A 19,934-nucleotide genomic window follows, 5' to 3' on the forward strand; every position below is an offset into this window, starting at 1 on the left:
GGACAGTAAATCATGAATTACATAAATTCACTTTTTGGCGTTGAGGAAAAGGTAATTGTAATTACAGGGGGAAGCGGAATAATTGCGACCGCCATGGCGGAAGCCTTCCTTAAATGCGGGGCTAGCGTAGTACTTCTGAGCAGAAACGAAGAAAAACTGAAACAAATTTGTGATTCATTCAAAGAATTTGGAAATATCGACTACATTAAATGCGACGTGTTGAAGGAAGACGAAGTTGAAAACGCCAAAGTAAAAGTATTGGAAAATCACGGGAGGATTGACGTTCTAATTAACGGAGCAGGCGGCAACCTTCCCGAATCAACTTTAAAACCCGAACAAAATATTTTCGATCTCAGTTTTGAAGGTTTTAAAAGAGCGGTCGACTTAAATTTGCACGGCACAGTATTGCCCACTTTGAAATTCGGAGAGCCGATGGCAAAAAACGGCAGCGGCTCTATAATCAATATTTCCTCGATGGCAAGTCTGAGAGCAATTACTCGAGTCGTCGGATATTCAGCCGCAAAAGCCGCAGTCGATAATTTTACGCGCTGGATGGCAATGGAACTGGCATTAAAGTTCGGCGACGGTTTGAGAGTTAACGCCATAGCGCCCGGATTTTTATTGACAAACCAAAACCGCAATTTGTTAACAAACGTAGACGGTTCGCTCAGCGACAGAGGAAAATCAATCATTAAAATGACGCCTTTCAAAAGATTCGGACTGCCAGAAGAATTAGTCGGGACGGCAATCTGGCTGGCTTCCGACGCGTCCAAATTTGTAACGGGAGCAGTTATTCCGGTAGACGGCGGATTCAGTATTTTCAGCGGAGTTTAAATGGACTTCAAAGATAAAATCGGATTTATTTATACTTGGCGGCACTTCGGTCATAACGATCCGTTGACGTTCGAGGATATCAAAGCCGCAGGCGCCTCCGGTATTGTTACGGCTTTGCATCATATTCCCACAGGAGATGTCTGGCAGGAAGATGAAATATTAAAAAGAAAAAACGAAATCGAAAAAGCGGGCTTGACGTGGGAAGTAGTTGAAAGCCTGCCCGTTCATGAAAACATCAAAAAGAAAAAAAATAATTACAAACAATTAATTGAGAATTATAAAATCTCTCTTATCAATCTTGCCAAATGCGGCGTCAAAAGAGTCTGTTATAATTTTATGCCCGTACTCGATTGGTCGCGCACGAATCTGGAAATCCGAGCGGAAGACGGTTCCATTATATCGGGATTCGAAACGCACGTTTTTGCCGCGTTCGATCTCTTCATATTGAAAAGAAAAGGCGCCGAATCCGATTATTCCGAAGAAACTCTGAAAAAAGCCGAAGAGTATTTTTCGAAGATTGACGACGCTGAAAAGAAACGCCTTCTGGACACTATACTTCTCGGTTTGCCCGGTTCTCTCGAAGCCTATACGCTCGACGAATTCCGTAAAGCTCTCGATGAATATAAAGAGATCAACGAAGCTGCTCTCCTCGATAATCTGAAAGAATTTTTGAAAGAGACAGTTCCAGTTGCCGAGGAAAACGGAATTTTACTGGCTGTTCACCCCGACGATCCTCCGCGTCCGTTGCTCGGACTGCCCCGGGTAGTAAGTTCGTGCGATAATCTTCTCGAAATTGTAAACAGCGTGGATTCCCCCTCAAACGGGATTACTTTATGCACGGGTTCGTTGGGCTCTGGCGTTCATAATAACGTTACCGAAATCGCCTCACGACTGGCTCGTCGTGTGAATTTTGTTCACCTTCGAAATGTTATTGTCGACAAAGAAGGCAACTTCCTCGAGAATCATCACCTCGAAGGTTCGGTAGATATGTACAACGTGGTGAAAATTCTTTTGCTCGAACAAAAGCGAAGGCTCGAAGAAGGGCTTGAAAATTACCGCATGCCGATGAGACCCGACCACGGTAAAATGACGCATTTCGACAAAGAAATTGAAAAACTGCGTAATAAAAGATTTTATCCGGGTTATTCGTACATCGGAAGGTTAAAAGGTTTGTCAGAATTACAGGGTCTGGAAGTCGGTATCAAATATTCATTATAAAAGCAGCTGTCCCTTCTGTTTCGAAGGGACAGCATCAATAATCAATCAGCCATCAGACAAGCAATGGCGGCGGTATTAACTATATCTTCTACTTTGCATCCTCTCGACAAATCAAAGAAAGGTCTTTTAACCCCCTGATTAACCGGACCAACGGCTTCGGCGCCGCCCAAACGCTGCGCAATTTTATAACCGATATTGCCGGCGTTCAGATCTGGAAATACAAGCACGTTGGCTCTGCCTGCCACTTCGCTACCGGGAGCTTTTTTCTTACCGACCGATTCAACAATTGCCGCGTCGAACTGAAGTTCGCCGTCGACTTTCAAATCGGGTCTTTTTTCTTTTACCAATTGAGTTGCGTTTCTCACTTTGTCGACTAACGGATGCTCGGCGCTTCCTTTCGTCGAGAACGAAAGCATTGCGATATACGGTTCTTCTCCCGTTAATTTTCTATGATTATCCGCAGTGGATATTGCAATATCCGCCAATTGATTTGGATCCGGGTCAGGATTAACGGCGCAATCGGCAAAACTGTAGACCTTGTCGGGATATGCCATTAAGAAGAAACTCGATAAAATCGATATGCCTTCTTTCAAACCGACGCAAAAGATTGCAGCACGCGTAACGTCTGCCGTAGTTGCAACCGAGCCTGATACGCTTCCGTGAGCCATTCCTTCTCTTACCATCATACCCGCAAAGAAGATGTCTCTTTTTACGGTTTCGCGCGCTTGTTCGATAGTAATTCCTTTATGCTTTCTGAGATTATAAAAAATATTTGTAAAATCGCTCAGTTTATCGGACTTTTCCGGGTCGATAATTCTAATGCCGGTTAAATCGATTTTCAGTTCCGAAGCTTGCGCCCTGATTTTTTCTTCGTTACCGAGCGTTATTATCGAGGCAATCCCTTCTTTGGTAAGTATTTCGGCAGCTCTCAATACTCTTTCGTCATGAGATTCCGGTAAAACTATTGTTTTTTTCTTTTGAGAAGCTTTCTCTCTCAAGTTTTTCAATAAAGCAATTTCCGACATTTTTTCTCCTAATTTTTTAATTTTTATTCGTAAATATAATTAAAATGGACAATTTAGTTTGAATAATTCCTCTTTTTGACGATATTTTGGGAAAGATAAATCGACGACCTAATCAAAATGGAAGCCAGACAGACATATTCAGTCAAAACTTTTTTTACGTGGCTGACAACCATATCGGTTGCAATCTACATTCTCTATGCTTTTTCTGAAATCTGGGCTATGCTGATTATAGCTCTTATGCTCTCCATGATATTCAAACCGATTGTCGACTTTATCGAAGGACGCGGAATTAAAAGAACATATTCGGTTTTGATTGTTTTTGTATCGACGGGCTTGGTAAGCATTTTCGGTATTTCGATAATCTTGCCGAAGATTATCCGTCAGATGAAGCAGATAATCAATTTAATGACGCCGGAAAATCTTGACAATACATTCGGACAAATCGAAGGTGTAATACACAGCGCTCTCCCCTTTTTGAGTCCAATCAACCTGTCAGAAAAAATAAGCGTTTATTTGCAGAGTATGTTCAACGTCTGGATAAACGACCTTACCAACATTGTGGAAAGTCTCTTTGCAATTATAGCAATTTTAATCATAGTGCCGTTTGTTACGTATTTCCTTTTGAAAGACAGCACGTTATTATTAAAAGGCATAATCAATATAATGCCGAACAAATATTTCGAGGTATCGTATTGGGTAATACGCAAAATATCGATTCAACTCAGCAGATACGTCCGAAGTTGGATATTAGACGCGATGATAGTGGGTATTCTCAGCGGTCTGGGTCTTGCAATACTCGGCATTAATAATTCTGCTTCCATCGGATTTGTGGCGGGCGTAGGTCATTTGATACCGTATTTCGGTCCGATCATCGGCGGATTGCCCGCGATATTGATATCGGTAGTACAGTTCGGCGATTTTTCGATGCTGCCGAAAATAATTTTAATGTTCCTGGCTGTTTATGCGCTCGACAACGGATTCATTCAACCAAATTTATTTTCGAAGAGTACGGATATTCATCCTTTGGGAATTATAATATTGATTTTGATAGGCAGCAAACTGCTCGGTATAATCGGAATGCTGCTAGCGGTTCCCGCCGCAACGGTAATAAAAACCGCCGCCAAAGAATTTTATTACGGTTATAAGAACTACAAAATTATCAGAATGTAACTTCTCACATCTTCAAAGAAAAGGGATATCATGAAAATTCAATTTATAGGCGCCGCTCAAACCGTAACCGGCTCGATGCATTATATAGAAGCATGCGGAAAAAAATTTTTGATCGATTGCGGTTTGTATCAAGGCAAAAGGAAAATAGCGTTCGAACTCAACCGCACGTTCGATTATTTCAATCCGGAAGAAATCGATTTTGTAATTCTCTCGCACGCTCACATCGATCATTCGGGCAATTTACCGACGCTTGTAAAAAAAGGCTTTAACGGAAAAATATTTTCCACGTTTGCCACTCGCGATTTGGCGTCGATTATGCTGTTGGACAGCGCTCACATTCAGGAAAAAGACGTAGAATACGTCAATAAAAAAAGAAAGAAACGGGGACAAAATTTATTCGAGCCGTTGTACACGCAAGCCGACGCCAGACAGACGCTCGAACTCTTCGTCGGAATAAATTACCATCGTGAATTCGAAATTGCGCCCGGCATAAAATTGACCTTTTTCGACGCGGGACATATTCTCGGATCGGCTTCGCTGTTTCTTACAATAAATGAAAACGGCGCATTAAAACATCTCGGTTTTTCGGGCGATCTGGGACGACCTAACTTGCCGATTTTAAGAGACCCCGAAAAAATTCCCGACGTGGATTTCTACATTTGCGAATCGACTTACGGAAACAAAACTCACGACAATCCGAAAGATACCGAAGTTAAATTAGCCGAGGTTATCAATCTGGCGTGGGAAAGAAAATCCAAGATTATCGTTCCCGCCTTCAGCGTAGGCAGAACTCAGGAACTTGTTTATGCTATACACAGAATATTCGAAAATAAAATGGCGCCCGAAATAAGAATTTATGTCGACAGTCCCCTTTCGGTCAATGCGACCGAAATTTTCAGACTTCATCCGGAATGCTTTGATTTCGAGATCAGTCAATTCCTGGTAAATCACAAAGACCCCTTCGGTTTCGATAAATTGACTTACATCAAAGACGTGGAAGACTCAAAAAAATTAAACACTACGCCGGGTCCCTGCATGATTATTTCAAGTTCCGGCATGTGCGAATCGGGCAGAATCTTGCATCACCTTGCAAATAATATCGAAAATCCCGACAATATCATTTTGATGGTCGGGTATACAGCCGAAAATACGCTCGGCAGAAAAATAACCGAAAAGCAATCGCCGGTTAAAATCTTTGGCGACGAATATCAACTCAACGCAGAAGTAAGAGTTATGGATTCGTTAAGCGCCCACGCCGACGCGAGGGAATTGTTCGATTACGTTTCGCGCTTTGACAAAAGCAGACTGCAACAAATATTCCTTGTTCACGGCGAACCCGAACAACAAATACCATTTAAAACGAAACTGCAAAATGCAGGATTCAAATCGGTAGAAATTCCCGAACGGGGATACAGTGTGGAGTTGTAAGTACATATTAATTATTTTAATATTACTGATAATTTCATGCAGGGAAAATGAACCGACCGGACCTGCCGACGATGCCGTTCCTCCGCTTCCCCCGATAAAATTCGAAGTCTATTCGGCTTTCGACGGACAGGTAGGTTTATCGTGGAGCAAAAACAAAGAGCCGGATATCGAAGGCTATCTGGTTTACCGCAGCATAAACGATACATCAGATTTTACTTATACGGCTTTTACGATTAACAATTATTATATCGACAGAAACCTTGAATACGATTCGACATATTATTACCGGATTGCCGCAAAAGATATCTACGGCAATATAAGCGGATTCAGCAGGATCGTGTCCGCTAAACCGATAAATATTTACCCGCCTTATAATCCCGTTTATCTTTACGTTTTTGGACGCAATAATTCCGGCAATCCGGAGATTGAAGTTTCGTGGTCCCCTGCTTACGACAACGACATCAGCCATTACGAAATTTACAGGGATACAGTCAACAATTTCACATTTAAAGACCGCGCTCCTCTTTCTAAATCGGTTGACAATTATTTTCTGGATACAAGCGGAATAAAGCTTTTACAAAAATATTATTACAGAATTGTCAGCGTCGATAAAGGAGGTCTCAAAAGCAGCGGCACGGAACCCGTATCGGATTATGTTCTCAATGCGCCGCAACTACTATTTCCCGAAAACAATTCGACGCTCGATTCGATAGATAAATTTATTTTCAGAGCAGCCTCGGCTCCAGCTTCATACGAATTGATAATACAAACCGGCGAAAACGGAGGTATAATAAATTATATTCCCATTCCCGGCATAAAGCCGGATTCTGTTTATACTCTTAAAGCTGATAATTTATATCTCAATCCTTATATTAAGTATTACTGGAAAATAATAGCGTACACTAAAGATAACAGACCTAATTCGATAAGCAAAACTTTTTCATTTTTTTATAATCCCGGACAGAATTGATTTGTCAGATAAAAATAAAATATTAACCGTACTCGTTTATTTAGTTTTAATATTGCCGCCGATTAATAATTTATCCGAAGCTCAAGTTTTAATGGACAGTTCATTGTATTCCGTCGATTCCTTTTCCGACAAGATTCTCAGAAATACGGTCGACAAGCAACTCAGCACGCACATATTTAATACCAGACTGAATTACAATTACAGGTTATCCGGCTTGTTCGCCGGTCTCGACGAAAACTTCAGTTCAACAGTAATCAAGTCTACCGAAAAGAATATTAAAGACGAACAGTATTTGAGATTTTTAATCCAATACAAATTCAATAATTATATTAAAACGGGAATACTTTTTTACAATAATTTATACAGGGACAGCCGCCCGCTTTCCATTAACAAAACAAATGTAACGCATACTTCATTTTACGTCGGGAGCCGGCTTTGGGAGAAGCTTGATATTACAGCATTCGGCGGCAAATCGACAAACAGTCAAATAGACGAAACGGACGAAGGAATTATTTACGGAGGAGAAATTAATCTGGCTCCTACGAACATTAATGAATTCATCCTTTCTTCGTTTATGAAATATCAGAACGAAGATATATCGCCGAGGAAGAACGCAATCAGATACGTTAAATTCGATTTGAATAATGAACTCGATAATTTGATAAATCAAATATCATTTAACTACTCCGAACAGAGACGGGATTTTTATTTCAAAGCCGACAGTATAACATCTTCGGAATTCGGAATTAACAACAACATCCAAACACGCAAAGAATCGAATTATCATATTTCAGACAGGCTTACATTCGCTCAGTTAAATTCTCCATTGAAATTCGAACTGGCAGGTAAACTTTCGTGGAAACAGGTGGAAAGGTCTACCAGATACGTAAGCGCATTAAATATATCCGGCAGTTCATTCGACTCTGAAATTGGCGAAATGAATCTGGAGTTGGGCGCTAATGTAGATTATACCACCGAGACTCTGAAATCAACGCTGAGATTTACATACTCCGAGCGCGACGAAAATCATAAACCGCGGGCAATTGAAGGCTTGAGTCAAATAATATTCAATCAAAGGGAAAAGACCGAATCCTTAAAAAATAATTTTTCGAAAATCGCTAACGTCTCTTTTTCAACATTATATAAAATAACAACCAACGATTTACTCACCTTTAATTTATACCACAGAAAACTCCAGTATGACACTCCGAGCCCTGATAATTATGACGACCGCGACGAGCTCCTAAGCACAGCCGCTTTAACTTATCTGAAAAAACTGAGCCGGATTTTTGCTGCATTTATCAACCTGGAAGGCACATTTAATAAAACCGTTTATATTTTTTCCCAGCGGAGTTCCAATAACAATGTACAAAGAATACTAAAATTCGGCACGGGAGGCATAATCGAGTCAGGCAAATTCCGCTCGGTTAATACCGCTGAAGTTTCCGCAAATTATACAGTATTCGATTACGAAAAACTGAATCCGAACTACAAAAGTTTTTCATATCGGCATCTCATGTTGAAAGATTCCACATTAACTAACGTCTGGAAGAATCTGAATTTTTTCGTAACCTCCTATGTTAAATATTCCGAGCAGGGCGATTTCAACTGGGATAATTTTTCTGCCAGCCCCGTAAGATTTTTAACCGAATTTTACGCCGAGCCCAAATTGATTCTCAATATCGAAGGATTCAATATAGGATTCGGCATACGATACTTTTTACTGGATACGTATAATTACACGGCGGGTCTCCAGAAAAAATTGGCTTCCACATACAAGAGCGTCGGACCTATAGCTTCGGCGCGTTATATAATAAGCGACAAAATAGATTTTTCATTCGACGGAACCTATGAATTCATTTCTTCATCAAACAACTACAGAAAACAGATTAATTTCAATATGTATTTAAATTATCGATTATAATTTGCACCAATAAAGAATGTGTTTTATTTTTATAGAGCGATTTAAGGAGTATCTATTTTGACAGAGAAAATATGTTATAAAGAAATTCCGAGCGACAGAAGTCTGCTGCCGGCATTGGACGAATTTATTATTGGGGTTGCAAAAGACGCGGGATTGTCGCCCGAAAAATTCAACAATCTGTCGTTGTCTTTTTCCGAAGCCGTTTCCAATAGCATTATTCACGGCAACAAAAACGACCCCGACAAAAGAATAAGAATCACAGTTAAAGTTGACGATTCCAAAATGGTAATAATAATAAAAGACCAGGGCAAAGGATTCGATCTGAAGTCCATTCCCGACCCTACAAAACCGGAAAACCTTCTCAAAGAAAGCGGACGCGGCATTCATATAATCAAATCTTTCGTCGACGAACTGAAATATAATTTTACCGGCGAAGGCACTGAAACCATTCTTGTGCTGAATTTAAAATAAATCGTTATTTTACTTGTTCGACAAACTTCCTATATTGTGTCCGTAAATCCAATTAAATTAAAGGAGCAGCCATGCCTAGAAAAAAAATAGCGCTTATCGGAGGGGGCCAAATTGGCGGCGTTCTCACTCAATTAATAGCCTTAAAAGAATTAGGCGATGTGGTTTTATACGATATCGTCGAAGACCTTCCCCAGGGTAAAACATTGGACATAGCCGAAGCATCGAGAGTAGACCAGTCGGATGTATCAATCAAAGGCACGAATGATTACAAAGACATTTCAGGCGCTGACCTCGTTATAATTACAGCGGGATTGCCGAGAAAGCCCGGAATGAGCCGCGACGACCTTCTTACTACCAATGCAAAGATTATGAAAACAGTCGCGGAAAATGTTAAGACTTACGCGCCCGATTCGATTGTAATTGTTATCTCGAATCCGCTTGACGCAATGGTAACTCTGTTTCAAAAAGTAAGCGGTTTCCCCACTCAAAAAGTTATGGGTCAAGCCGGAGTCCTCGACTCTTCCAGATTCGCTTCGTTCATAGCGTGGGAATTGGGCGTTTCCGTTAAAGATGTAAACGCAATGGTACTCGGCGGTCACGGAGATACGATGGTCCCGCTCGTACACTACGCCAACGTAAACGGAATTCCGGTTATGGAAATGCTGGAACGCAAATACAATGACGCCGGAAAAGCCAAGGAAGTTATGGAAGCGATAGTCCAAAGAACGCGGATGGCAGGCGGCGAAGTTGTAAAATTGCTCAAAACCGGTTCGGCATTTTATTCCCCGGCTGCATCTGCAATAGCCATGGCTAAAGCTATTTTGAACGACGAGAAAAGACTATTGCCAACGTGCGCTTACCTCGACGGCGAATTCGGCGTTAAAGGCTTTTATGCGGGAGTGCCAGCCATTTTAGGAGAAAAAGGAGTCGAAAAAGTCGTGGAACTTACGTTGAACGATGAAGAACAGGCAATGTTTAATAATTCGGTAGAGGCGGTTAAAAAGTTAATTGATGATATGACCCGATTGGGATTTTAACAAAAAAACCCTCCTTTAAGGAGGGTTTTTTTATGAAAGAGTTTCGTAAACGCTTATGTATTTCCTGTTGTTTTTCTTGCGTTCAAACTTTACATAACCGTCGATTGTGGCAAAGAGAGAATGGTCGCCAGCCAATTTAACGTTCTTGCCCGGATGAAAATTGGTTCCCTTTTGGCGGACTAAAATTGAACCGGCTGTTACTCTTTCTCCTCCGAAAGCTTTTACCCCTAAATATTGAGGATTACTGTCGCGACCGTTTCTAGACGAACCCTGTCCTTTTTTATGAGCCATTTATTCCTCCTTCTTATGCTATCTTTGTAATTTCGATTCTTGTTAACTGCTGGCGATGTCCGTTTTTCTTTTTGTACGATTTTCTTCTCTTCTTTTTGAAGACCAGCACTTTATCGTCTTTTACGTGTTCCAGCACTTTTGCATGCACTTTTACGCCTTCCACTTTGGGAGCGCCCACTTTAGTATTTTTATCGTCGTTATACAACAAAACCGAATCGAATACTACTTCCGAATCGGGTTCACTGTTTAATTTCGGAACGTATATTTTTTTGTTCTCCGTTACGACAAACTGTTGCCCAGCGATATCTACAACAGCAAACATTATTCCTCCAAATTATCATATTTTTTGAACTACTAATATAGTCAAAACGTTTTATAGTTGTCAACCAGACAAGTAAGGATTTTTTGTTTATACTTAAATTTCAATGAGTTATCCTATAAATTGAATATTTACTTTTATCGTATTATATTTGTTGCGCTCTTTTTAATATTTTGTTTAGGATAGTCTATCTTAAAGGATTGTCGGCAGCATTATACAATCGCTTATTAGCGATTAAGTGTCGGCTTTTTTGGCTAACGGAGGATAGAGCATCTGGCTGTTATTGAAAGTTTCTAAATTTTTATGTTCTTTTTTATTTTATCGCTTGTATGCACCCGTAGCTTATCCGTTAGCTAACGGAGGATAGAACATCTGACTGTTATAGAAAGTTTCTAAATTTTTGTGTTCTTTATTATTTTATCGATTGTATGCACCCGTAGCTTAATTGGATAGAGCATCTGACTACGGATCAGAAGGTTGGAGGTTCGAGTCCTCCCGGGTGTACAAAAAAGCAGACCGGTTTATACGGTCTGCTTTTTTAATATTGGGGGGGGGGGTAAATTCAATACCTGTATTATTGCTACTTTTTCAAATGAACTGCATCTTACCCATATTTTGTTGAATGAATATGAATAACGATAAACATATTTATACAATATTCGGCGCTTCGGGCGACCTTACAAAACGCAAACTGGTACCCGCACTTTATTCGCTTTATATCCAGAATCTTCTGCCGGATAAATTTATAATTCTCGGAGCCGCGCGCAGTCCGCTCTCGAACGAAGATTTCAGAGAAATAATGAAAGATTCGATACTTAATTCGGACGAAATCGAAGAGAAATCTTCTGTAAATAAATTCCTCGAACATTTATTTTACATCGGCTTGCAGTATGACAATCCGGAACATTACATACAATTAAAAGAATACCTGGAAAAACTGAGGACGAAATTCGAAATCCCTGGCAATACGATTTTCTACCTCTCTACCCCGCCTTCATTGTATAAAGTCATACCGGTTCATTTAGCGGCGGCAGGGCTCAACAAAACCAGCGACGGCTGGAAAAGATTAATTATAGAAAAGCCGTTCGGCTTTGATCTTCAATCAGCCATCGAATTGAAAGACCTGCTGCTAAAAGACTGGAAAGAGGAACAAATTTACCGAATCGACCACTATCTCGGCAAGGAGACCGTACAAAACGTACTGGTAACCCGCTTTTCCAACGGCATATTCGAGCCTCTCTGGAACAGAAATTACATACACCGCGTCGAAGTGACCGCCGCCGAAAATATCGGCATCGAAAACAGAGGCGGATATTACGACGCCATCGGCGCTTTGAGGGACATGATCCAGAATCATTTGCTCCAGCTTGTCGGTTTAATAGCGATGGAGCCTCCCTCTTCGCTTGAGCCGCTTTCAATCCGGAACGAAATTTTGAAAGTTTTTCAGTCCCTGCGTCCGATCAAGAAAGAAGAAGTAGCTAAATTTGCGGTAAGAGGACAGTATATTTCTTCGGTTATTAACGGCGAAACAGTCAAAGGATACCGGGAAGAAAAAAATATAAAACCCGATTCCAAAACAGAAACGTATGCCGCAATTAAATTCTATATTGACAACTGGCGCTGGGGCGGAGTCCCGTTTTATATAAGAACAGGCAAGAGGCTTCCTACTCGTGTTACTGAAGTTGTTATCCATTTCAAACCTACTCCCCATTTTTTATTTACGCGGAAAAATATACAGGAAGCCTGCAATAAATTAATTTTGAGGATACAACCGGACGAAGGAATGCTTCTGGAAATCGGGATCAAAACTCCCGGCGCAGGTTTTGAAGTCCAAAATATCGACCTCGATTTCAGATATTCGGAACTGGCGCATCAACGAATACCGAGCGCATACGAACGGTTGCTGCACGATACGATAAGAGGCGACAACACGCTTTTTGCGCGCACGGAAGAAGTAATTGAAGCATGGAAGTTTCTTACTCCGGTTTTGGAAGAATGGGCGAACAATCCGAATGTTCCGCTTTACGGCTATCCTGCCGGAACATGGGGTCCGAAAGAAGCCGACAATCTGTTCGAAGACGAAAATCAAACCTGGCGGTTCCCATGCCGCAATTTAACCAACAGTAATCTTTATTGTGAATTGTAATGGCTAACGAAAATCTTATCATTACCGACGATATTGACAAAATAGCCAAAACGGCTGTCGATTACATTAACAATCAACTCGAAGATATTACGCCGGAAAATTATTTTACGATAGCCCTATCCGGCGGCAATACTCCGAAAAAACTATTCAGACATATTGCGGAAAATTATAATAAAGCTTTGCCGTGGAAGAGGATTAAATTATTTTGGGGCGACGAGAGATGCGTACCGCCGGAGAGCGACGAGAGCAATTTCAAAATGACTTACGATAATTTGATTAAATTCATCGATATACCTCCTGAAAATATCTTCAGAATCAAAGGAGAAAACGACCCCGATGAAGAAGCCTGCAATTACACTAAAACGCTCGAACAAAATTTGCGTTTCCGGCGCGGACATCCCTCATTCGATTTAATATTGTTAGGCTTGGGCGAGGACGGACATACAGCTTCTATTTTTCCGGACCGCCTGGATTTATTTACCACAGAAGATTATTGTGCTACTGCCGTTCATCCCGTTACAGGTCAAAGAAGAATTACAATCACGGGTAAAATCATCAATAATGCAGTTAAGGTAACGTTCCTTATTTCCGGCATAAAAAAGGCAAAGGTAGTACGCGAAGTAATATTACGTTCGCCGGAAGCCAGTAGATACCCCGCGTATTTTGTAAATCCCGTAGATGGAAAATTAAAATGGATACTGGACGCCGAAGCCGCCGGCGAATTATGAGCGTTTACTCTTCGACCTTAATATCGAGGAATACGGTTGTGCTTTTTCTATTTTGTTTATACTTTCGTTTTGGAATAATTAGAATTAAGATGGTATTAATAATTACGGGCAAAGATTCAAATAGTCTCACAACTTTTTGAATTTTTGTATATAAAATGATTTTCCCTGAAACCGTCTATAAAAATATGTTTGCCGCGCTTCAAGAAGCAGAAAAAGCATTCGAGGAGAACGAATCGCCTATCGGAGCGGTAGTTGTTTATCAGAATAAAATAATCGGCAGAGGCTACAATCAAACGGAGCGGCTAAAGGATCCAACCGCACACGCAGAAATGATTGCAATTACTTCCGCCGCCAATTATTTAAGCGACTGGCGACTGAACGAATGCGACATTTACGTTACCGCAGAACCGTGTATTATGTGCACAGGAGCTCTGCTTTTATCGAGAATCAAAACAATCTACTTCGGCGCTTATCAACCGAAATTCGGAGCCTGCGGTTCCCTCCTCAATCTGATCGAAACAAGTAATTATAATCATAAGCCCAAAGTTTACTCCGGAATCTACGAAAGCGAATCGAAAGCGTTACTGGAAGAATTTTTCAGGAGAAAGCGGGAGCCTTAAAACTAAAAGCGGTTTGTTAATTAGGACATTTATAACTAATTTTCGCCGTAAAAATTTCTTTTTTAATCACAAAATAACGAATTAGCTATGCAGATAATAATATTCGGAGCCCCCGGAGTGGGCAAAGGAACCCAAGCTAAAATTCTGGCTTCCAAATTAAATCTGGCTCATATTTCTACAGGCGACATTTTACGAGAAGCAATCAAAAACGAAACCGAACTGGGACTGAAGGCAAAGGAAATAGTCCAGAGCGGCGGACTTGTTCCGGACGAAATTGTCGGCGGAATTGTCAAAGAAACACTTCAGCAGGAAAGGTGCAAAAACGGTTTTATCCTCGACGGATTTCCGAGAACTCTTCCTCAGGCTGAAATTCTAACCAGAATTCTCTCGGAATTAAACAACGAGAAATTGTATCTAATTAAACTCGAAGCCGACGACAATGTTATCATCAATCGACTTTCGAACAGACTTGTATGCAGCCAATGCGGATATATAATCAATAAAGACGCGCTGACTGACAATCCCAAATGCCCTTCCTGCGGCGCCGAAAACAGCTTTGTCAAAAGAAAAGACGACGAAGAAGAAGTAATCAAAAACAGACTGAAAGTATACCACGAAACTACAGAACCGGTATTCGAATATTACAAAGACAAAGCCGAAATAATCGAAGTGGACGGCACAAAGCCGATAGAAGAAGTTAACCAGGCAATCCTCGATAAACTAAACGGCAATTAATATTAAGGCAGTCTTATCCGCAGATGTTAAATTCCCGGCGGGCAGGACTGCCTTTTTTTAATTTTCTTTTTTCTTCAAAACTACTTTAACAGCCTTACCGTTATCCAATTTCAATATTTTTGCGTTGTATGCCCGTATCAATTCGTAATTATGAGTGGCAAAAATAACCGACGTGCCGCGCGAATTAATTCGTTTCAAAATAGAAAGAATTTCATCCGCCGTTTCCGGATCGAGATTTCCGGTAGGCTCGTCCGCCAAAATCAAGAACGGCTCGTTAATGATGGCTCTTGCAATTGCGACTCTTTGCTTTTCGCCGCCGGATAATTCGTCCGGCATATTCGTCTGTTTGTGCGTTAAACCGACTTCCGAAAGCGCATGAATTATGCGTCTTTTAATTTCCTTCCTCGGAGCGCCTGTTACCTCGAGAACGAATGCAAGATTATCGTAAACATTGCGGTCGCTCAGCAACTGAAAGTCCTGAAAGATAATTCCGATTTTTCTTCTGAGAAAAGGAATCTCTTTTTTCTTGATCGAATCGGAAGAAAATTCGCCCACCTGTACATATCCTGAATCCGGAAAGCAGTCCATATAGATCAGTTTTAAGAGTGTCGATTTTCCGATGCCGCTTTTGCCGATTAGAAAAACAAACTCGCCCTGCTCCACCTGAAGGTTCAAATCCTGAAACACAGGCTGATTCGGATACGAAAAATCTACGTGATTAAATATCAGCATGACTTTTTCTTTAATATAAATTGAGCTCTTTCGGAATCCGGTTTCACGTCGTCAAACGTAAAAGCGTCAAAACAATTTTCAACATACAATCCGCTCCCGTCTATCGCTTCGAGATATTCTTCAATTGTATAAATTCTTTGACGGTGTTCTTCGTAATATTTTGTTCCGTCTTCCATTATAATTTCAAAATTGTTGTAATGAATTTTTTCTTTTTTATCATAGTAGCTTTTTTGGGAATACTTAATTTTGCCGAATTTTCCTTTCCTGTTGAGATACTTTGCATGTTTTATGCTGTTGGGCTCGAGACTAACGTCAAAAGTAAAAATGCCGGGGACATCCAAACATCTCTTTACTTCGGCGAATAACATTTTAAGCTTTTCTTTATGCAAAAGATAATTAATGCTGTCGAAAGTTGAAAAGATAAAATTGAATTTATTCTTAAACGGCAACGACGTCATGTCGCAGCAGACAATTTTAACGGGTTCTCTTATCAACTTCAGCATATTGACCGAATAGTCGGTTGCAACGTAATCGGAAAATTTATTCGACAAAAAGCGCGACAATTCGCCTGCGCCTGCCGCAAGTTCGAGAGCTCTGTATTCATCCGCTTCGAGTCCCGCCGCAATTTCCAATAAATATTCCGCCCAGTCTTTATAATCGATTGAGCGCATCAGATGCCCGTAAATCAGAGCCAATGCGGAATATTGCGGAGCGGTTTTATCGTTCATTCTTTTTTCTGTTCCGTACGATTTTTTCAGCCCATAAAATTGCCTCGATCATACTTCCCGCATTCGCCTTTCCTTTGCCCGCAATATCGAAAGCAGTACCGTGATCGGGCGACGTTCTTACAATCGGTAAATTTGCAGTGTAATTAACTCCCCTGTCGAAATAGAGCATTTTGAAAGGAATCAACACTTGATCGTGGTACATACCGACAATGCCGTCGAATTTTTTATAGAGTCCCGAACCGAAAAAAGCATCTGCGGGAAACGGGCCGTGAGCATATCCGTATAAATCGACAACCGGTTTTATTATCATTTTTTCTTCTTTACCGATGATGCCCTGTTCACCCGCATGAGGATTGAGTCCCAATACTGCAATTTTGGGTTTCTTTATTCCTGCTTCTTCCGAAAGCGTCCGGTAAAGAATTTCGAGATTATTTTTAAGCGCCCTTTTATTGATCATTCCCGGAACTTCTTTAACCGGAACATGAATCGTCAACAAAGAACAGATCATCTGTTTCGACAAAAAGACCATCGAATATTTTTTAGCGCCTGTTAAATGCGCAAGCAGTTCGGTATGTCCGGGGAAGTCGATTCCCGCAAGCGACAAAGCCTCTTTTGAAATAGGCGCGGTAACCATCGCGTCGCACAAATTATTTTTTACCGCCTGAACCGCGCCGAGCACAGCCTTATAGGATAATTCTCCGGATTCTTCGGAAGGCTTGCCCGCAGTCAGCCGGGCTTTCCCAAGGTCGCAGATATGAATATTATATTTGCCGCTCGCCTGTTCTTCGTCTTTAATTATTTCATACGATATATTAAAGTTGAATTTTTTTCTGTATCGTTCAAATATATTTGCAGGAATGTAAATAAAAAATTTGCGTTTACGCGACGCCAGTACGGACACGGCTTTCAGAATTATTTCCGGACCGATACCGTTGATATCTCCGCATGTGATTGCAAATTTAGACATCTATTTCTCTAATCTGTAATTGCCCAGTCCCTTCTCGTCGACAAATATAAATCTCTTCCCGATATTTTCATAATACCAGAATTCTTTTACAACGCTGTCGGAATAATCCCGTTCGATTTTATCCGGTTTGCCAAATTTAATATAAGTAACGCCCCGGTCCGTAAGAGCTCCTTTTTTATCCGTCATAGTGGAAAAGTTTTCTTCGGCATAATCAGCGCGTCTGTAAAATTCATGCATCAAATCGTTGTAAACTGAATTGCCAGACGGAAAATGTTTATTCCAATAATCAATAAGACCGTTGAACAATGTACCGGAACTGTTTCTTTTTATTTCGTCCGACGCTTCCTTGCCCATTACGGCGCCGAGAATGTCTATTGCGTATTTAACGTCGCGTAGAACGTAAGGCTTATCGATCCAGGATATTTCCAGGAAAGTTCTGTACAATAAAGAATCGTTATTATAAATACTAATTTTTGCTTTGCCTTCATAGAGCCGGCTGCTGAAACTATTGAGCGTCAAATACCGCCCTTTGTCTCCGCCGCTTAACACATAAAGATTCTTATCACATTCTTCAACCGACAGAAATCCGTTTTCTATTTTTTCAATAACCGTGTCGGAAATAACTTTGAAGTTTTGCTCTATCTTTACTCTTAAATTTTCCGCGGTAAAAGCATTCCTCATCGGTAGAATCAAACCGTAATTCTTCGCGGCAAACGGAATTTTATTCCCGTAATTCACAAGCGGGAATGAGTTTACACCCGGACACTCTTTTGTATATAACTCAATAATTACGGGGTCGTAAAAGTCTTGGGAGCCGCCGACGAAAATCGTGTCGAGTATAACAGTATTGCCGCTATTCAGAAATGAAACGGAAGGTATTAAATAATATTCGCCGTTGTTGATTCTGAAGTACGTTAAAGCTTGTGAATAATTATTCCGGCTCTCTGTTTGTTCGTACGAGCCGGCAAATACTTCTTTGCTGATTGTTTTTCTCTCTACTACCCGGTCTTTTTGAAATAATTCAAAAGTTACCGTGTAACCGGACGCATACTTATTTTGCTTTTTCTGAAAGATAAGACGATCGTACGGTATTCGCACGGAAAGATAAAGATAATTCGCGCCTTCGCCCGGCAACAGATTTTTTTCTATTAATACACCGGCTCGGTTTTGAGCGGTCACGCGGTCGGCAGTAATGAATAAATTAACAAGTAGAGCCAGAAAAAGAGCTAACCTGGTCATCTGGTTAACTATTCATGCTGGCTAAGAATTCTTTATTATTTCGCGTGCCTTTCATTTTATCGAGCAGGAATTCCATCGCCTCCGTGGGATCGAAATCCGAAAGGAGTTTTCGCAGTATCCAGACTTTATTGAGTTCTTCTTCTGTCATCAGCAGCTCTTCCTTACGCGTGCCGGATTTATTAATGTCGATAGCGGGGAATATTCTCTTGTCGGCTAATGTGCGGTCGAGCACCAATTCCATATTTCCGGTTCCTTTGAACTCTTCGAAAATAACTTCGTCCATTCTGCTGCCCGTGTCGATAAGCGCCGTTGCAATAATCGTAAGACTTCCTCCGTCTTCAGTATTGCGGGCGGAGCCGAAAAATCGTTTCGGTTTATGAAGAGCGTTAGCGTCGACGCCGCCGGACAAAATTCTGCCGCTGTGAGGAATAACGGTATTGTGCGCTCTTGCCAAACGCGTAATACTGTCGAGCAATATAACAACGTCGTCGCCGGCTTCCACCATTCTTTTGGCTTTTTCGATTACCATATTGGCGACCTGAACGTGACGCTCGGCTGGCTCGTCGAACGTCGAACTGATCACTTCAGCCTGCACGGAACGCTGCATGTCGGTAACTTCTTCAGGGCGCTCGTCGATTAATAGCATGATTATTTTAACTTCCGGATGGTTTCTCGTAATCGAATTTGCAATTTTTTGGAGAAGAATTGTTTTGCCTGCTTTCGGCGGCGATACAATCAATCCTCTTTGTCCTTTGCCAATGGGCGCTATCAGGTCGACAATTCTCATCGAATATTCGCCCGGAGCCGATTCGAGTTTCAATCTCTTCGTCGGATAAATAGGAGTAAGGTTATCAAAGAGCGTACGTTCTCTTATAGCTTCGGGATTTTTACCGTTGACCGCTTCCACTCTTAAAAGAGCGAAGAAGCGTTCGCCTTCCTTCGGAGGTCTTACCTGACCGCTGACAAAATCGCCGGTTCTCAAACTGAATCTTTTAATTTGCGAAGGCGAAACGTAGATATCGTCGGGAGAGGGCAAATAATTATAATCCGCCGAACGCAAAAATCCGTAACCGTCGGGCAGCACCTCCAGAACGCCCTTCGAAAAAGTCAATCCGTCTTTTTGCGATTGGGCTTCGAGAATTTTAAAAATTAATTCCTGTTTTCTTAAATCGCTGTAGCCGGTTAGTCCGAATTCCTTTGCTATTTTATAGAGGTCAACGATTTTTTTGGATTGAAGTTCTGATATGTCCATTGGCATTTTATTTTCCTGCAAATTGTGATTAATTAAAATGGTATTTTTTTAAAGGGGTTTAGAGTCAATTCTTATACGGTTTAGTTGTAAATAACGCAGA

At 41.1% G+C, this 19,934-nt stretch carries 20 protein-coding genes and 1 tRNA gene; 13 read left to right on the forward strand and 8 right to left on the reverse strand.

Annotation, left to right across the window (positions count from 1 at the left end; translation table 11 throughout):
- Positions 1–21 precede the first annotated feature (21 nt).
- Positions 22–834, forward strand: a complete 813-nt coding sequence (locus ACSSWA_RS02805) for an SDR family oxidoreductase (RefSeq protein ID WP_437355399.1) — start codon at positions 22–24, stop codon at positions 832–834.
- A complete protein-coding gene (gene uxuA / locus ACSSWA_RS02810; RefSeq protein WP_437355066.1) occupies positions 835–2,052 on the forward strand; it encodes a mannonate dehydratase in 1,218 nt (405 codons plus the stop codon). It begins immediately after the preceding gene.
- A gap of 41 nt (positions 2,053–2,093) precedes the next feature.
- Here uxuA and pta read toward each other — a convergent pair whose 3' ends face one another.
- Positions 2,094–3,077, reverse strand: a complete 984-nt coding sequence (gene pta, locus ACSSWA_RS02815; protein WP_437355067.1) for a phosphate acetyltransferase — start codon at positions 3,075–3,077, stop codon at positions 2,094–2,096.
- 117 nt (positions 3,078–3,194) lie between these two features.
- Here pta and ACSSWA_RS02820 point away from each other — a divergent pair, with 117 nt between their 5' ends.
- The 6 genes from ACSSWA_RS02820 (at position 3,195) to mdh (ending at position 10,077) form a co-directional block, all read left to right on the forward strand.
- Entirely contained in the window at positions 3,195–4,247 is a 1,053-nt protein-coding gene (locus tag ACSSWA_RS02820) for an AI-2E family transporter (protein WP_437355068.1), read from the forward strand.
- A 30-nt stretch (positions 4,248–4,277) separates the two neighbouring features.
- Positions 4,278–5,675, forward strand: coding sequence for an MBL fold metallo-hydrolase RNA specificity domain-containing protein (locus ACSSWA_RS02825; protein ID WP_437355069.1), 1,398 nt, complete (start codon positions 4,278–4,280; stop codon positions 5,673–5,675).
- The gene (locus ACSSWA_RS02830) at positions 5,662–6,645 is read left to right on the forward strand and encodes a fibronectin type III domain-containing protein (RefSeq protein WP_437355070.1); all 984 of its coding nucleotides are present in this window, start codon (positions 5,662–5,664) and stop codon (positions 6,643–6,645) included. Before ACSSWA_RS02825 ends, ACSSWA_RS02830 begins: the two co-directional genes overlap by 14 nt.
- Before the next feature lies 1 nt (position 6,646).
- Positions 6,647–8,569, forward strand: coding sequence for a hypothetical protein (locus tag ACSSWA_RS02835; RefSeq protein ID WP_437355071.1), 1,923 nt, complete (start codon positions 6,647–6,649; stop codon positions 8,567–8,569).
- A gap of 57 nt (positions 8,570–8,626) precedes the next feature.
- Positions 8,627–9,040 (forward strand): ATP-binding protein, encoded by a 414-nt coding sequence (locus ACSSWA_RS02840; RefSeq protein WP_437355072.1) that lies wholly within the window; start codon positions 8,627–8,629, stop codon positions 9,038–9,040.
- A 71-nt stretch (positions 9,041–9,111) separates the two neighbouring features.
- Complete coding sequence (gene mdh / locus ACSSWA_RS02845; protein WP_437355073.1) at positions 9,112–10,077, forward strand: malate dehydrogenase; 966 nt, start codon at positions 9,112–9,114, stop codon at positions 10,075–10,077.
- 30 nt (positions 10,078–10,107) lie between these two features.
- On the opposite strand, the gene rpmA is transcribed toward mdh, so the two are convergent.
- Both rpmA and rplU read right to left on the reverse strand, forming a co-directional pair.
- On the reverse strand, positions 10,108–10,368 hold the full coding sequence (gene rpmA, locus ACSSWA_RS02850) for a 50S ribosomal protein L27 (RefSeq protein WP_437355074.1): 261 nt from the start codon (positions 10,366–10,368) through the stop codon (positions 10,108–10,110).
- 13 nt (positions 10,369–10,381) lie between these two features.
- Positions 10,382–10,690, reverse strand: coding sequence for a 50S ribosomal protein L21 (gene rplU, locus ACSSWA_RS02855; RefSeq protein ID WP_437355075.1), 309 nt, complete (start codon positions 10,688–10,690; stop codon positions 10,382–10,384).
- 427 nt (positions 10,691–11,117) lie between these two features.
- On the opposite strand from rplU, the gene ACSSWA_RS02860 reads away from it, so the two are divergent.
- The 5 genes from ACSSWA_RS02860 (at position 11,118) to ACSSWA_RS02880 (ending at position 14,916) form a co-directional block, all read left to right on the forward strand.
- Positions 11,118–11,191 (forward strand) — tRNA-Arg (locus tag ACSSWA_RS02860).
- Positions 11,192–11,315: 124 nt separating this feature from the next.
- Positions 11,316–12,833, forward strand: coding sequence for a glucose-6-phosphate dehydrogenase (zwf, locus tag ACSSWA_RS02865; protein ID WP_437355076.1), 1,518 nt, complete (start codon positions 11,316–11,318; stop codon positions 12,831–12,833).
- Entirely contained in the window at positions 12,833–13,561 is a 729-nt protein-coding gene (gene pgl, locus ACSSWA_RS02870; RefSeq protein ID WP_437355077.1) for a 6-phosphogluconolactonase, read from the forward strand. The genes zwf and pgl overlap by 1 nt, the downstream gene beginning before the upstream one ends.
- A gap of 155 nt (positions 13,562–13,716) precedes the next feature.
- Positions 13,717–14,181, forward strand: coding sequence for a nucleoside deaminase (locus ACSSWA_RS02875; RefSeq protein WP_437355078.1), 465 nt, complete (start codon positions 13,717–13,719; stop codon positions 14,179–14,181).
- An 87-nt stretch (positions 14,182–14,268) separates the two neighbouring features.
- On the forward strand, positions 14,269–14,916 hold the full coding sequence (locus tag ACSSWA_RS02880) for an adenylate kinase (protein WP_437355079.1): 648 nt from the start codon (positions 14,269–14,271) through the stop codon (positions 14,914–14,916).
- A 57-nt stretch (positions 14,917–14,973) separates the two neighbouring features.
- Here the strand turns inward: ACSSWA_RS02880 and ftsE are convergent, their stop codons facing one another.
- The 5 genes from ftsE to rho are packed head-to-tail and all read right to left on the reverse strand — an operon-like array spanning position 14,974 to position 19,834.
- Positions 14,974–15,648 (reverse strand): cell division ATP-binding protein FtsE, encoded by a 675-nt coding sequence (gene ftsE, locus ACSSWA_RS02885; protein ID WP_437355080.1) that lies wholly within the window; start codon positions 15,646–15,648, stop codon positions 14,974–14,976.
- Positions 15,642–16,376 carry a class I SAM-dependent DNA methyltransferase gene (locus ACSSWA_RS02890; protein WP_437355081.1) on the reverse strand — a complete coding sequence of 245 codons (735 nt, stop codon included), beginning with the start codon at positions 16,374–16,376 and terminating at the stop codon, positions 15,642–15,644. Before ACSSWA_RS02890 ends, ftsE begins: the two co-directional genes overlap by 7 nt.
- Entirely contained in the window at positions 16,366–17,343 is a 978-nt protein-coding gene (pdxA, locus tag ACSSWA_RS02895; RefSeq protein WP_437355082.1) for a 4-hydroxythreonine-4-phosphate dehydrogenase PdxA, read from the reverse strand. The genes ACSSWA_RS02890 and pdxA overlap by 11 nt, the downstream gene beginning before the upstream one ends.
- Positions 17,344–18,582: a GWxTD domain-containing protein gene (locus tag ACSSWA_RS02900; RefSeq protein ID WP_437355083.1), complete on the reverse strand. Its 1,239-nt coding sequence runs from the start codon at positions 18,580–18,582 to the stop codon at positions 17,344–17,346.
- A 4-nt stretch (positions 18,583–18,586) separates the two neighbouring features.
- Positions 18,587–19,834 carry a transcription termination factor Rho gene (gene rho, locus ACSSWA_RS02905; protein ID WP_437355400.1) on the reverse strand — a complete coding sequence of 416 codons (1,248 nt, stop codon included), beginning with the start codon at positions 19,832–19,834 and terminating at the stop codon, positions 18,587–18,589.
- Positions 19,835–19,934: the final 100 nt, after the last annotated feature.

Source organism: Melioribacter sp. Ez-97, from assembly GCF_051488665.1.
Lineage (GTDB): Bacteria > Bacteroidota > Ignavibacteria > Ignavibacteriales > Melioribacteraceae > Melioribacter.

What these genes read in the sequence shown, in the direction of transcription:
- uxuA (WP_437355066.1), top strand. Translation starts at nt 835, where the DNA reads ATGGACTTCAAAGATAAAATCGGATTTATTTATACTTGGCGGCACTTC.
- pta (WP_437355067.1), bottom strand. Translation starts at nt 3,077, where the DNA reads ATGTCGGAAATTGCTTTATTGAAAAACTTGAGAGAGAAAGCTTCTCAA.
- ACSSWA_RS02820 (WP_437355068.1), top strand. Translation starts at nt 3,195, where the DNA reads ATGGAAGCCAGACAGACATATTCAGTCAAAACTTTTTTTACGTGGCTG.
- ACSSWA_RS02825 (WP_437355069.1), top strand. Translation starts at nt 4,278, where the DNA reads ATGAAAATTCAATTTATAGGCGCCGCTCAAACCGTAACCGGCTCGATG.
- mdh (WP_437355073.1), top strand. Translation starts at nt 9,112, where the DNA reads ATGCCTAGAAAAAAAATAGCGCTTATCGGAGGGGGCCAAATTGGCGGC.
- rpmA (WP_437355074.1), bottom strand. Translation starts at nt 10,368, where the DNA reads ATGGCTCATAAAAAAGGACAGGGTTCGTCTAGAAACGGTCGCGACAGT.
- rplU (WP_437355075.1), bottom strand. Translation starts at nt 10,690, where the DNA reads ATGTTTGCTGTTGTAGATATCGCTGGGCAACAGTTTGTCGTAACGGAG.
- zwf (WP_437355076.1), top strand. Translation starts at nt 11,316, where the DNA reads ATGAATAACGATAAACATATTTATACAATATTCGGCGCTTCGGGCGAC.
- pgl (WP_437355077.1), top strand. Translation starts at nt 12,833, where the DNA reads ATGGCTAACGAAAATCTTATCATTACCGACGATATTGACAAAATAGCC.
- ACSSWA_RS02875 (WP_437355078.1), top strand. Translation starts at nt 13,717, where the DNA reads ATGATTTTCCCTGAAACCGTCTATAAAAATATGTTTGCCGCGCTTCAA.
- ACSSWA_RS02880 (WP_437355079.1), top strand. Translation starts at nt 14,269, where the DNA reads ATGCAGATAATAATATTCGGAGCCCCCGGAGTGGGCAAAGGAACCCAA.
- ftsE (WP_437355080.1), bottom strand. Translation starts at nt 15,648, where the DNA reads ATGCTGATATTTAATCACGTAGATTTTTCGTATCCGAATCAGCCTGTG.
- ACSSWA_RS02890 (WP_437355081.1), bottom strand. Translation starts at nt 16,376, where the DNA reads ATGAACGATAAAACCGCTCCGCAATATTCCGCATTGGCTCTGATTTAC.
- pdxA (WP_437355082.1), bottom strand. Translation starts at nt 17,343, where the DNA reads ATGTCTAAATTTGCAATCACATGCGGAGATATCAACGGTATCGGTCCG.
- ACSSWA_RS02900 (WP_437355083.1), bottom strand. Translation starts at nt 18,582, where the DNA reads ATGACCAGGTTAGCTCTTTTTCTGGCTCTACTTGTTAATTTATTCATT.
- rho (WP_437355400.1), bottom strand. Translation starts at nt 19,834, where the DNA reads ATGGACATATCAGAACTTCAATCCAAAAAAATCGTTGACCTCTATAAA.